This is a genomic window from Micromonospora siamensis (assembly GCF_900090305.1).
GTDB classification, from domain to species: domain Bacteria; phylum Actinomycetota; class Actinomycetes; order Mycobacteriales; family Micromonosporaceae; genus Micromonospora; species Micromonospora siamensis.
On the sequence record NZ_LT607751.1, the window covers coordinates 5,259,331 to 5,272,326 of the forward strand.

Here is a 12,996-nt window from a genome sequence, read left to right on the forward strand (position 1 = left end):
CGTCACGCCAAGTTCACCGTCGACCGCTTCCTCGACGCCTGGGAAGCCGGGTGACGGCCCACGGTCACCGGCGGGCGTCGGTGAGCACCGTCGCGGCGTCACCCGCGACGGGCGCCGGGTCGTCGGTGTCCTCCACCACCTCGACCGGCGCCGGTTCGGCCGGCCGGTGCCGCTCGTCGGCGGTGTCGGTGGCGACGAAGTACGCCGGGCGGCCCTGCACCGCCGTGTAGATCCGGGCGACGTACTCGCCGAGCAGGCCGAGGCAGAGCAGCTGCACCGCGCCGAGGAAGAGGATCGCGACGTACAGGGACGGCCAGCCGGTGACGGTCGCCCCGGCCAGCCAGGCGGCCACCGCCAGCACCACCAGCAGCCCGCAGACCACCACCCCGGCCAGGCCCAGCCAGGTGGCGAAGCGCAGCGGCGCGGCGGAGAAGCTGGTCACGCTCTCCGCGGCCAGCCCCACCATCCGGGTGAGCGGGTACTTGGTCCGGCCGGCGGGCCGCTCCTGGCGGCGGTAGGTGACCGCGCCGCTGGGGAAGCCGAGCCACGGCACCACCAGCCGCAGCACCGGGCTGCGTTCGGGCAGCTCCCGCAGCGCCTCCACGGCGGCCCGGCTGAGCAGCCGGAAGTCGCCCGCCTGCGCGGGCACCTGCTTGCCGACCAGGCGCCGCATCAGCCGGTAGTACGCGCCGGCGGTCCACCGCTTGAACGGGCTGTCGGTGCTGCGGTCGTCGCGTACGCCGTAGACGATGTCGAGGTCGTCGGCACGGGCCCGGCGCAGCATCTCCCCGATCGTCTCGGGTGGGTCCTGGAGGTCGGCGTCGATGCTGACCACGTACCGGCCGTGGGCGCGGAGCACCCCGGCGACCAGGGCCGCCTGGTGGCCGCTGTTGCGGCGCAACCGGACCACCCGCAGCCCCGGCCAGCCCACCCGCAGGGCGGCAAGCCCGGCCGGCGTGCCGTCGGTGCTGCCGTCGTCGACCGCCACCACCTCGTACGCCTCGCCGAGCCCGTCGAGGACGACCCGCAGCCGCCGCGCGAACAGCGGCAGCACGGCCTCCTCGTTGAACATCGGCACGACGACCGAGAGGACCGGTTCCGGACGCGTGGGCGCCACCTCGACCTCCGTCACCTGGATCGGGCGAATGCGCCGGACGCTACCAGCCGAAACTGTGCCGCGTACCCGGCGCGGGGCGACCGGGGCGGCTCAGCGCAGCCGGTAGACGGCCGTCCGGTCGGTGTGGAACCGCAGGTCGGCCAGGCGGGCCAGCTCCGGCGACTCGACCGCGACCGTCCGGTCGACGACCAGCCACCGCACCCGCCAGCGGTCGCGCAGGTCGGCCAGGCCCGCGGCGGTGGGCGCGGTGAACGCCGCGTCGTTGGCGCGCAGCCGCTCGGCGTCCCAGAACGGCGCGTAGGGGCCGCCGGGCAGGCCCACCATCCGGGGGGCGAACGCCCACCCCTCGACCAGCACGGAGCGCTCGGCGTAGGCGCTGAGCCAGAACGACCGGGCGTCGCACCAACCGTCCACCACCTGTCGGCAGTGCACGTTGGTGGCGACCACGTCGGCCGGGTCGCTGTGCGCACGGACCCAGCGGGCCGCCTCGACCCGGGAGGCGGGCATCGGCACCACCGCGTACGCCCCACCGTTGGGGTAGCGCCGGCCGGCGGCGGCGTCGGTCACCAGGCCCGGCGCGCCGGCCACCAGCACGGCGGTGATCAGCAGCAGCTCGCCCCGGCCGGCCAGCCCCGGCCACCGGCCGGTCAGCGCGGGCCAGCAGAGCGCCACCAGCAGGACGGCCACCAGCAGCGCACCGGCCCACCAGAGCAGCGGCAGCACCGGCTCGTACGCGGGCCGCCCGGTCGCGGTGGCCGGGTGGCGGAGCTGGACGGCGGTGAGCACGGCGGCGAACCCGGCGGCGCCCAGCCCGAGCAGCACCGCGCCCCGGCGGGACAGCGCGGCCCGGTCGAGCAGTTCCGCGTAGCCCCAGGCGGACAGCAGCACCCCGAAGGCGAACCCGCTCCGGGTGAAGTACTGGTTGCTGCTGCCCGGGTGGCCGACCAGCAGGTAGATGGCCGGGCCGGCCAGCGCACCGCCGAGCAGGAGCAGCGGGACCGGTTCCAGCCGGTAACGGCGCCGCCGCAGCAGCGCCACCACACCGGCCAGCCGGAGCTGGAGGCTGAGCAGGAAGGCAACCAGCACCGCCGCCCAGATCACCACGGTGGCCAGCAGCGACCGGCCCGGCGCGGCGCCGACGTAGGGGCGCAGCCCGGAGAACGGGTCGACGGTCACCCCGTGGCTCTCGAAGGCGAACAGCACCGCGGTGGCGAAGAGTTGCGCGGCCAGGGTGGCGGCCGCGACCGGCAGCAGCGCCCGGGGCAGCCGCCGCCGGAACACCAGGAGCACGGCGGCGGTGAACACCAGCGCGGCCAGCAGCACCGGCAGCGAGCTGGCCTTGGCCCCGGTCGAGGCGGCGAGGAAGACCACCACCAGCACCCAGGCGCCGCGGCCGAGCGCCGGCACGCCGCCGGCCCCCGGCCGGCCGAGGACCGCGGCGACGGCGGCGATCAACGGCAGCAGCAGCACCCAGCTGTACGTCATCGACGGGCTGCCCCAGACGATGAACGTCGCCTGGGTGCCGAACAGCTGCCGTACCCCGTTCTCGAAGCCGAACTCCCCGACGGTGAACATCAACCCGGCCGCCACCACCCCGGCCACCGGCCGGCCGGTGATCCGCCAGCCCACCACCGCCACCAGCACGGCGGCCAGGGCGCACCACGCCGGCACCACCAGCCGGAAGAAGACCGTCGGCAGGTCCACCCCGCTGACCAGGCTCGACGCCGCCATCTGGGCGAACCCGAACCAGTGGTAGTGCAGCGGCTCCCCGGCGACCTGCGGCACGTCCAACGGGACCTGGTGCGTCGCCGCCCCGGCGATCGACAGCTGGAAGGCCAGGTCGATGTACTGCGCCTGGTCCTCGGAGGTCGGCAGGACCGGGTTGAGCCGGAGGAACGACTCGCTGAGATAGCAGGTGAAGCCGGCGATCACCGCGGCCAGCGCCCAGGCCCAGCCGGCCGGCACCCGGGTCGGGTAGCTGACCCGCCAGTGCCGGCGCAGCCGGGGCACCGCCGCGTACGGCACCAGCACGGCCAGCGGCCAGCACCACAGCCAGCTCCCCGCGCCGAGGGCCAGGAACCCCGCCCACGCCCCCAGCTCCAGCACCAGCCCCACCGCGGCGCCCATCGCCAGGTCCTCGACCAGGGTGTGCGGCCCGGACCGCAGCGACCGGTAGACCAGCGTCCCCGGCAGCACCACGGCCAGCGCCGCGTAGAGCGTGTACCGGAGCAGGTCGACGGCGGGGGTGCCGGCGGCGAGCAGGATCGCGGCGACGACGGCGTAGCAGGCCAGCGCCGGGCCGAAGCGGAGCACGGCGGCACGGCGTGCGGTGGTGGCCGGTGCCACGTCGTCCCCGGTGGCGAGCGTCGTCACGGGGCCGGACGCTACCAGCCGGGCCGGCGGGTCGAGGGGCGCCGACCGACGTCGGTCAGCCGGCGCAGGTGGTGGCGGGCAGGCCGCTCACCGGCACCGGGGAGCGGCCGGTGGGACGGGCCTTCCCGGCCAGCACGGCGGCGAGCCCGTCCATCGACGCCCGGCTGGACGAGTAGGTGGCCAGCAGCGTCGGGGACGTCGCCCCGGCCAGCACGTACGGGGTGTCCATCGCCACCGTCACCTTCGCGTCGGCGCGCAGGTCACCGGCGCCGTCGCCGTACCCGACCAGGTGCACGACCGTGCCCCCGCTGGGCACCACCTTCACCCCGGCGGCGGTCAGCGCCCGGGTGAGCAGGGCGCGGGTGTGGTCCCGACCGCCCGAGGAGGTGACGGTGACCGGTCCGGGGATCTTCGCCCCGCAGGCCCCGCGCAGCTGGGTGACCGCGGCGGCGGCCAGCACCTGCGCGGCCTGCTGGTGCGCCGGCGACGCCAGCGTGTCCAGCGCCGGGGCGGCGGGCTTGTCGGCCAGCCGGAACTTCATGGTCAGCACCCGGGTGGCCGCCTCCACCAGGCGGGCCCGGGGCAGCGAGCCGTCGCGCAGCGCGGCGAGCAGCCCGTCGTACGCCTGGGTGAGGTTCGGGGTCATCAGGATCAGGTCGTTGCCGGCCTTCAGGGCGCGGACCGCGGCCTCGCCCGGCGACCAGCGCTTGGCCGGCGGCATGTTCATCCCGTCGGTGATCACCACGCCCTTGAACCCGAGCTGGCCGCGGAGCACGTCGGTGAGCAGCTTGTGGGAGAAGGTCGCCGGGGTGCCCGGGTCGACAGCCTTGACGTCGAGGTGGGCGGACATGACCGCCATCGCTCCGGCGTCGACGCCCGCCCGGAACGGCGGGAAGGCGATGCGGTCCAGCTCGGCGCGGGACTGTGGGATGACCGGGACGTCCTTGTGCGAGTCGGTGGGGCTGAGCCCGTGCCCGGGGAAGTGCTTGACGCTGGCCGCCACGCCGGCGGACTGGAGGCCGCGGACCGCGCCGGCGACCTGGGCGGCGGAGCGCTGCGGGTCGGCGCCGAAGGAACGGGAGCCGATCACCGTGCTGCGGGTGGCCAGCACGTCCGCGACCGGCGCGAAGTCGAGGTTGATCCCCATCGCGGCCAGTTCGGCGCCGGCGGCCCGCCAGGCCGCCTCGGTCAGCTCCGGCCGGCCGGCCGCCCCGGCGGCGAGCGGGCTGGGCAGGGCGGTGACGCCGTCGGTGATCCGGGTGACCACGCCGTACTCCTGGTCGGTGCCGACCAGGAAGGGTGCGGCGCCGGCCGGGAGCTTGCCCGCCGCCGCGCGCAGCCCGGTGGTGAGCGCCCGGACCTGCCGGGGGTTGTCGACGTTGGTGGTCTCCTGGTTGCCGGAGGTCGGGTCGTCGGCGCTGAAGCCGACCAGGATCACCCCGCCCAGGCGGTACTTCGCCACCATCTCGGCGGGGGTGTCCACCCCGGCCATCGCCCGGTTGCCGGCGGCCGAGCCGGCCGAGACCTCGGTGGCCGAGCTGCCGTACGCGTAGGGCATCAGCACCTGGCCGACCAGGTCCTCGTCGGCGAGCCGGCCGACCAGCGCGGTCGCCCGGGCAGCCGGGTCACCGGGCGAGGCCGGGATGGGCGTGGAGCTGGCCGGCGCCGCGGTCGAGGGCGCCACGGTCGAGGGCGTGGCGGTCGGGGTGGCTGATCGGGGGCGCTCGGCGCCGGTGCAGCCGGAGGCGAGCAGGGTGGTCAGTACGGCGAGCGCGACGCCGACGCGTCGCGGGGTGGTCGACACGCGGCTCATCCCACCAGCCTTCCGCGTATCGGGGCAACTCGGCCACTCCGGTGACCGCCGGAGCGCCTGGCTTCAGCCGACGCGGGTGAGCAAGGTCACCGGCGCGCCGTCGCCGGCGTAGCGGTACGGCTCCAGTTCGGCGTCCCAGGCGGTGCCGAGCGCCTTGTCCAGCGCGTGCGCCAGCGCCTCCGGGGCGCGGGCGGCGGCCATGATCGCCCGCAACCGGTCCTCGCCCAACTGGATGTCGCCACCCGCCCCCACGGTGGCCCGGAACAGGCCGCGCCCCGGCACGTACATGTAGCGCTCGCCGTCGGCGCCCGGACTGGGCTCCTCGGTCACCTCGAAACGGATCATGGGCCACTGCCTGAGGGCAGCAGCCAGCTCGGCGCCCGTCCCCGGACGACCGGTCCACCCGCACTCCGCCCGGCGGGCGCCGGGGTCGACGGGCTGTGCCGTCCACTGCAGGTTGACCGGCGCGGCGAGGACGCGCGCGATCGCCCACTCGACGTGCGAGCACACGGCGAGCGGGGTCGAGTGGACGTATACGACGCCACGCGTTGGCACGGTGACCTCCCGGAGAGCGAGGTGCGTCTTCCCCTACGACCTCGTCACCGTGGTGGTACCTGCAACACATGATGACTGGTGTGACGGATGGTGCGCCAGAGAATCGGAAAATTCGCCGGGCGGAATGCCGGGACGGTTCACCCGGTTGAGCTGTCCGGACGGGCACGATGACCAGCCGGGCGTCGTGGTCGTGTACAGTTCAGTAGGCGGTTTGTGCCGCCGCACATCTTCGCGGGCCGAGGCTCTCGCCGGAGCGTCACCCGCACAGCCCCCGGACGCTTACGTCGTCCTCCCGTACGTCTGCAAGGAGTACCTCCGTGGCGAGCAACACCTCTAAGACCGCGCGCGCGTCAGTCCGGGCCGGCCAGGCTGGCCAGGGTGGCGCCCTCAGCGTGCTGGGCGAGTTCAAGTACCTCATCCCGCTCAACGGCGGCAAGCACGCCTACGTGCGGAACCTGACCAACGGCAAGACCGCGCACCTGCGCACCGACTCCGACGCGTTCGTCGAGGAGATCCGGGTGCTGGCCGCGGCCGGCCACGCGGCCAAGATCCGCGCTGAGATCAACAACCTCAACGCCGCCCACCCGGGCGACGGCTGGGACGCCACCGAGAAGCGCCTCGTCGAGGCCGGCGTCTTCGAGGGCTGAGCCCTCCCCCGCGACACCACGCACCGCTCGTCGGGTCTCCCCCGGCGGGCGGTGCTGCGTTTCCGCGGCCCCGGGCCGGCGCCGGGCCGGGAGGTCACGACGTGCCGGGCGGTCACTTCGGCGTCGGTGGCGCCGGTGGCTGTCGACCTGATGGCATGAAGACTCACGGCCGCGGATCGGGCTGGTGGGACCACGCGCTCGCCGGCCTACTGACTTGAGAGCGCGAACGACTCACCCGGGCGTGGACGGCGCCGGTGGAGGTCGGTCCGGGCGAATACCCGAATGTCGGGGCATGGCGTCCGGGGCGCGTACGCGACCCGGCGGGTGAGTCACCGGCGCCCTCAGGTCGGTAGCGCCCGAACGACACACCACTGGCGTTCGAGGCGTTGGTGACCGGCCCACCTCACCGCCTGGGGGCGCTGGAGCAGATCTCGCGACCATCCGGGTGATTCGGCGCCGGCTGTCCGAATCACGGGTGACCGGTGGCACCCCGGCGGCGGAATGGCGGCCGGGGCCGGGTCGTTACACCACCCGGACGACCGCAGCAGCACCCCCGGCTGCCAGCGCCGATACCTGGTGGGCTCGGGTCGGGCCCCGGAATGATGTGGGGCCGGCGGTCGTTACACATGGTCCGCCGCCACGACGAGCCCCGCTGGGTCCGTGGCCGTGCCGGACACCCCAAAGACTTTCCCCTGTGTTTTCGAGCGCCTGTCGTGGTGCTTGCGCGTCGCCTGTCCCCTGTCGGGTGGCGTGCCGACCCCCCGAGGAGCTTCGTCATGAACTCGATTCTGACCAAGAGTGTGCTGGGTGTTGCTGGTCTGGCTTTCACCGGTGGTGTGTTCGCCGGTCCGGTCGCCGCTCATGCCGCTGAGCCGGTGCACGGCAAGCCGGTGGCGGTGCAGGCCGACAAGCCGGACGCCGGCAAGCTGATCCCGCACGGCGTGCAGGGCACCCAGTCGCACATCGATCTGAACGACGAGCAGACCGCGAATGTGAAGGCGATCATCGCCGCGACGAAGAAGGCCGGTCTCCCGGAGCGGGCCGCCGTGGTCTCGATCGCCACCAGCCTGCAGGAGTCGAAGCTGGAGAACCTGGGCCACCTGGGCGACCGCAACGACCACGACTCGCTGGGCCTGTTCCAGCAGCGCCCGTCGAGTGGTTGGGGAACGCCGGAGCAGATCACCGATCCTGAGTACTCGACCCTGGCGTTTCTGAAGGGTCTGAAGCAGGTCGACGGATGGCAGGACATGCCGCTGACCGACGCCGCGCAGACGGTGCAGGTGTCGGCCTACCCGGATGCGTACGCGCAGTGGGAGCAGCAGGCCGCCGACCTGGTCGCCCAGCACTGGAACAACTGACCGCAGACCTGAACGACGCCGCTGGCCGGCACCCCTGACGGGTGCCGGCCAGCGGCGCATCCAGCAGATCTTGGACACTTACCGTTCGCCACGAACAGAAACCGTCCAAGATCCGAACCGCCCCACCCGGGCGTCGCAGGGATCAGGCCTGACCGCCCGGAGCCGGGGACGATCGCCCTCGAGCCCCTCCGGCGAACACCCGATCAGTCGGCGAGGAGGGTCACCTCCCCGCTGGCCAGGTCGTACCGGGCGCCGACCACGGCCACCGTCCCGTCGGCCACCGGCGCGGCCAGCAGGTCGTCGCGGCGCAGCGCCTCGACCGTCCGCCGGACGTGCCGGCGGATCGCCATCGGGTGCACCTGCGGGTCGTCCACGCCGACCTCGAGCACCGCCGGGGTGATCTCGTCCACCAGGTGGGCGAGCGAGCCACCGGGGCGCCGGCCGGTGCGCAGCGCGTCGACCGCCGAGGCGACGGCGCCGCAGCGCTCGTGCCCGAGCACCATCACCAGCGGCACTCCCAGCTGCCCGACGACGTACTCGATCGAGCCGCACACGGCCCGGTCCAGCACGTGACCGCCGGTGCGGATCACGCAGATCGAGCCGAAGGTCTGGTCGAAGATCGCCTCCAGCGGGACCCGCGAGTCGATGCAGCCGAGGACCACCGCGTACGGCTGCTGGTCGCCGGAGGCGCTGGCCGCGGCGGCGGTGACGTCGTGGCCGTGCACCGGCTGGCCGCTGACGAAGCGCCGGTTGCCGCTGAGCAGCTCGGCCAGCGCGGCCCGGGGCGTCCCCCCGGCCACCGGCCCCGGTGGTGTCGGCATGGGTCAAGCCTGGTCAGGGATCCGATCCGACGGAGTGGGAACGCGAATCTTCTCACCGGCACGGTTCGCGTGCTCTCATGACGAGTAGCCGGTGTTACCACCGGGTATCCCGGTGGTGACGCTTCCGGGCGGCCCTGGGGAGGTGGCGATGCCGGAACAGGTGGAGGTCCGCCTCCCGGACGACGTACGGCTGCACGTCGAGACGTCCGGCCCGGCCGACGCCGAACTCACGGTGCTGCTGCTGCACGGCTGGACGCTGGACGGCCGGGCCTGGCACCGGCAGCTCGCCGAGCTGCGCGAACGGTACGGCGACCGGGTGCGGGTCGTCACCTACGACGCCCGGGGACACGGGCGGTCCAGCTGCATGGCGCTGCGTACCGCGACGGTCGAGCAGCTCGGCGACGACCTGGCCGCCGTGCTGGACGCGGTGGCGGCCGACCGGGTGGTGCTGGTGGGGCACTCGCTGGGCGGCATGACGATCATGGAGTACGCGCACCGGCACCGGGAGCACTTCGCCGCCCGGATCGCCGGGCTGGTCTTCGTCTCGACCACCGCCGAGGGGCACACGCACACCGCGTACGGCCTGTCGCCGCGGATCACCCGGTTGATCCGGCTGGCCGAGACCACCGGCGCCGGGGTGCTGGCCCGCTGCGGCGCGTGGCGGCCACCCCGGGCGCTGCTGCGGGCGATCCAGCCGAGCATCCGCTGGGTGCTCTTCGGCGACCGCTGCGAGCCGACCGACATCCGGCTGGTCACCTCGGCGGTGGCCCGGGCCTCGCTGCGCTCGATCGGCGGGTTCCGTGCCTCGGTCGGCGCCCAGCACCGGCTGGACACCCTGGCCGAGCTGGGCCGGCTGCCGGCCGCGGCGCTGGTCGGCGACCGGGACCGGCTCACCCCGCCGCCGTGCGCCCGGTCGATCGCGGCGGCGCTGCCGACCACGGAGCTGACGGTCTGCCCGGGCGCCGGGCACATGCTGATGATGGAGCGGCCCGACGAGGTCAACGCCGCGCTGCACGGGGTGCTCGGTCAGGTGCTGACCGCCGGGCGGTCCCGGGCCCGCCGGGCCGGAGGCCGGCGCCGTCGGGCCGGGCATGCCGTACCCTCACCCGGTTGACCTGGCGCGCGGCCTCGTGCCGCCCGCGGTTCGTCCGGAGGAGCAGGTACGTTGACCGACCAGACCACCCTGGAGCAGGAGATCGCCGTCGAGCAGCGGCATCTCGACCGGGTGTACGCCCGCCTGGCGGAACTGCGGCGCTCCGCCGTCCGTGCCGAGCGGGACGGCTACCGGCTGGCCCGGGTGGGCAACTTCGGCGCGCTGGTGGAGCGGGACGCGATGGTCTTCCACGCCGCCCAGCGCCGGCACGTGCTGGACGCCGAGCACGAGGGGCTGGTCTTCGGCCGGCTGGACCTGCACGACCGGCGGGTGCTGCACGTCGGTCGGCTGGGCATCCGCGGCGAGGACGCCGAGACGCTGGTGGTCGACTGGCGGGCGCCGGCCGCCGCCGCGTTCTACCAGGCCACCCCGGCCGATCCACAGGGCGTCGTGCGTCGGCGCACCATCCAGTCCTCGGGTGAGAAGGTGACCCGGATCGAGGACGACCTGCTCGACCCGGCCGCTGCCCCGCCGGAGATGGCGGTGGTGGGCGACGGCGCGCTGCTGGCCACCCTGTCCCGGGCGACCGGCCACGGGATGCGGGACATCGTGGCCACCATCCAGCGGGAGCAGGACGAGGCGATCCGCTCCCCCGGCTCCGGCGTGACGATCGTCTCCGGCGGCCCGGGCACCGGCAAGACGGCGGTGGCCCTGCACCGGGCCGCGTACCTGCTCTATTCCGACCGCAGCCGGTACGCCGGCGGCGGGATCCTGGTGGTCGGCCCGTCGACGGTCTTCGTGGAGTACATCGCCTCGGTGCTGCCCTCGCTGGGTGAGGAGACCGCCACCCTGCACTCGCTCGGCACGCTCTTCCCCGGGATGAGCGCGACCCGCACCGATCCGCCGCAGGTGGCGGCGGTGAAGGGCTCGCTGCGGATGCGGCGGGTGCTGGAGCGGGCGGCCCGGGACGCGGTGCCGGACGGCCCGGGCGAGCTGCGCCTGCTCTACCAGGGCCAGTTGCTGCGGTTGGAGCGCCGGGAGCTGGACGGCATCCGGGACCGGACGCTGTCCCGGGGGGCCCGCCGCAACGAGGTGCGCCGGGCCGCCTTCGACGCGGTGCTGGCCGCGCTCTTCGCGCAGGCCCGCCGGCTGGCCGTGCCGCGCCTGCCGGAGCAGCCCGTCTTCGAGGACGAGATCATCGAGCGGCCGGAGTTCCGGGAGTTCCTCAAGGCGTGGTGGCCCCGGTTGCACCCCCGGCACGTGCTGGGCTGGCTGGCCCGCCCGGATCGGCTGCGCCGGTACGCCGGCGGCGTGCTGTCCCGCTCGGAGACGGAACTGCTGGTCGGGGCGTACCGGACGCTGGACACCGAGGGACTCACGGTGGCCGACGTGGCGCTGCTGGACGAGCTGGACGCGCTGCTCGGCACGCCGGTGCGCCGCGCCCGGCCGAAGCGCGACCCGTACCAGCTGGCCGGTGGGGTCCGCGAGCTGAGCACCTTCGCCGATCGGCAGCGGGCCGCCCGGGAGGCGGCCCGGGAGCGGCCGGAGGACTACCGCGACTTCGCCCACGTGGTGGTCGACGAGTCGCAGGACGTCTCGCCGATGCAGTGGCGGATGGTGGGCCGGCGGGGCCGGCTGGCGTCCTGGACGGTGGTCGGTGATCCGGCGCAGACGGCCTGGGCGGGCGACCCGGACGAGCTGGACCGGGCCCGGGACCAGGCGTTGGGGCGGCGCCGCCGGCACCGGTTCACGCTGACCACCAACTACCGGAACTCGGCGGAGATCTTCGCGGTGGCGGCGGCGGAGATCCGCCGGCTGCACCCGGACCTCGCGCTGCCCACCGCGGTGCGCTCCACCGGCGTGGACCCGGTGCAGCGTTCGGTGCCGGCGGCGCAGCTGCCGGCGGCGACCGTCGAGGCGGTCGCCGCGCTGCTGGGCGAGGTGGAGGGGACGGTGGGCGTGATCGCGCCGGTGCCGCGCCGCGACGAGGTCGCCGGCTGGCTGGCCGGGGTCACCGACCCGCGGTTGCAGGTGGTGAACAGCCTCCAGTCCAAGGGCATGGAGTACGACGGGGTGGTGCTGGTCGCGCCGGGCGAGATCCGGGCCGAGCCGTCCGGGGTACGCACGCTCTACGTCGCGCTGTCCCGGGCCACCCAGCGGCTGACCGTGCTCGACGCGTCCTGACGGGCCGGGTGAGCACCTCGGTCGGGCACCCGACCCGTCAGTTGCACATATTGCAATGTGAACATAGATTGGGCTGGGTTCGCGGCTAGGACGGAGGGTGTGGGCGTGGGCGCAGGTCATGACCACCAGGGCGCGGTCAGCAACGCCGCGCAGCGCCACCGCGGCCGGCTCTGGGCCGCCTTCGGCCTGCTCACCGCGCTGATGCTGGTGGAGGCGGTGGCGGCCTTCGCGACCGGCTCGCTGGCCCTGCTCTCCGACGCCGGGCACATGTTCACCGACGTCCTCGGCATCGGCATGGCCCTGGCCGCGATCACCGCGACCCGGCGGGCCACCGACGATCCGCAGCGCACCTTCGGCCTCTACCGGCTGGAGGTGCTGGCCGCGCTGGCCAACGCCGTGCTGCTCTTCGGGGTCGCGCTCTACGTCCTGGTCGAGGCGGTCCGCCGCTTCGGTGACCCACCGCAGGTGCTGGCCGCGCCGATGCTCGCGGTGGCCGTGGCCGGCCTGCTCGCCAACCTGGTCGCCTTCGCCCTGCTGCGCCCCGGCGCCCAGGAGAGCATCAACCTGCGCGGGGCGTACCTGGAGGTGCTCGGGGACCTGCTCGGCTCGCTCGGCGTGATCGCCGCGGCGCTGCTGATCGCGCTGACCGGCTGGTGGTGGGCCGACCCGGTGGTGGCGATCGCGATCGGCGTGTTCATCCTGCCCCGCACCTGGCGGCTGGGGCGGGCCGCCGTGCGGATCCTGGTCCAGGCCGCCCCGGACCACCTCCAGGTGACCGCCGTGCACGACCGGCTGACCGCGGTGCCCGGTGTCGCCGAGGTGCACGACCTGCACGTCTGGACGCTCACCTCCGGCATGGACGTCGCCTCGGCGCACCTGACCATGGTGCCCGGCGCGGAGGTGGGTACGGTGCTGCGGGCCGCCCGGGTGGCGCTGCACGAGGACTTCCGGATCGACCACGCGACGTTGCAGGTCGAACCCGGAGCGTCAGCCGGCGCCTGCGGGTCGATCGAGTGGTGATTAGCACAGGCTTAA

At 74.5% G+C, this 12,996-nt stretch carries 10 protein-coding genes; 5 read left to right on the plus strand and 5 right to left on the minus strand.

The genetic code is table 11. The annotated features are described in order from the left end of the window. Positions 1 to 64: 64 nt before the first annotated feature. The 4 genes from GA0074704_RS23885 to GA0074704_RS23900 form a co-directional block, all read right to left on the minus strand. On the minus strand, positions 65 to 1,117 hold the full coding sequence (locus tag GA0074704_RS23885; protein ID WP_269458908.1) for a glycosyltransferase family 2 protein: 1,053 nt from the start codon (positions 1,115 to 1,117) through the stop codon (positions 65 to 67). A gap of 90 nt (positions 1,118 to 1,207) precedes the next feature. Then, positions 1,208 to 3,490 (minus strand): hypothetical protein, encoded by a 2,283-nt coding sequence (locus GA0074704_RS23890; RefSeq protein ID WP_088972563.1) that lies wholly within the window; start codon positions 3,488 to 3,490, stop codon positions 1,208 to 1,210. Between the two features lie 55 nt (positions 3,491 to 3,545). Then, on the minus strand, positions 3,546 to 5,303 hold the full coding sequence (locus tag GA0074704_RS23895) for a glycoside hydrolase family 3 protein (protein WP_088972564.1): 1,758 nt from the start codon (positions 5,301 to 5,303) through the stop codon (positions 3,546 to 3,548). 63 nt (positions 5,304 to 5,366) lie between these two features. Next, a complete protein-coding gene (locus tag GA0074704_RS23900) occupies positions 5,367 to 5,858 on the minus strand; it encodes a DUF3145 domain-containing protein (RefSeq protein ID WP_088972565.1) in 492 nt (163 codons plus the stop codon). 317 nt (positions 5,859 to 6,175) lie between these two features. Between GA0074704_RS23900 and GA0074704_RS23905 the strand changes: the two genes are divergently transcribed. Both GA0074704_RS23905 and GA0074704_RS23910 read left to right on the plus strand, forming a co-directional pair. Continuing rightward, the gene (locus GA0074704_RS23905) at positions 6,176 to 6,505 is read left to right on the plus strand and encodes a hypothetical protein (RefSeq protein ID WP_088972566.1); all 330 of its coding nucleotides are present in this window, start codon (positions 6,176 to 6,178) and stop codon (positions 6,503 to 6,505) included. Positions 6,506 to 7,281: 776 nt separating this feature from the next. Further along, a complete protein-coding gene (locus GA0074704_RS23910) occupies positions 7,282 to 7,863 on the plus strand; it encodes a hypothetical protein (RefSeq protein ID WP_088972567.1) in 582 nt (193 codons plus the stop codon). Positions 7,864 to 8,066: 203 nt separating this feature from the next. On the opposite strand, the gene GA0074704_RS23915 is transcribed toward GA0074704_RS23910, so the two are convergent. Then, a complete protein-coding gene (locus tag GA0074704_RS23915) occupies positions 8,067 to 8,684 on the minus strand; it encodes a carbonic anhydrase (protein ID WP_172880754.1) in 618 nt (205 codons plus the stop codon). Positions 8,685 to 8,832: 148 nt separating this feature from the next. On the opposite strand from GA0074704_RS23915, the gene GA0074704_RS23920 reads away from it, so the two are divergent. From GA0074704_RS23920 to GA0074704_RS23930, 3 genes are all read left to right on the plus strand, one after another. Next, positions 8,833 to 9,798 (plus strand): alpha/beta fold hydrolase, encoded by a 966-nt coding sequence (locus tag GA0074704_RS23920; RefSeq protein WP_088973935.1) that lies wholly within the window; start codon positions 8,833 to 8,835, stop codon positions 9,796 to 9,798. A gap of 51 nt (positions 9,799 to 9,849) precedes the next feature. Then, positions 9,850 to 11,961, plus strand: a complete 2,112-nt coding sequence (locus GA0074704_RS23925; RefSeq protein ID WP_088972569.1) for a HelD family protein — start codon at positions 9,850 to 9,852, stop codon at positions 11,959 to 11,961. Between the two features lie 105 nt (positions 11,962 to 12,066). Continuing rightward, positions 12,067 to 12,981 (plus strand): cation diffusion facilitator family transporter, encoded by a 915-nt coding sequence (locus tag GA0074704_RS23930; RefSeq protein ID WP_088973936.1) that lies wholly within the window; start codon positions 12,067 to 12,069, stop codon positions 12,979 to 12,981. Positions 12,982 to 12,996 lie beyond the last annotated feature (15 nt).

Coding starts and splice junctions, on each gene's coding strand:
- GA0074704_RS23895 (WP_088972564.1), bottom strand. CDS start 5,303: ATGAGCCGCGTGTCGACCACCCCGCGACGCGTCGGCGTCGCGCTCGCC.
- GA0074704_RS23910 (WP_088972567.1), top strand. CDS start 7,282: ATGAACTCGATTCTGACCAAGAGTGTGCTGGGTGTTGCTGGTCTGGCT.
- GA0074704_RS23915 (WP_172880754.1), bottom strand. CDS start 8,684: ATGCCGACACCACCGGGGCCGGTGGCCGGGGGGACGCCCCGGGCCGCG.
- GA0074704_RS23920 (WP_088973935.1), top strand. CDS start 8,833: ATGCCGGAACAGGTGGAGGTCCGCCTCCCGGACGACGTACGGCTGCAC.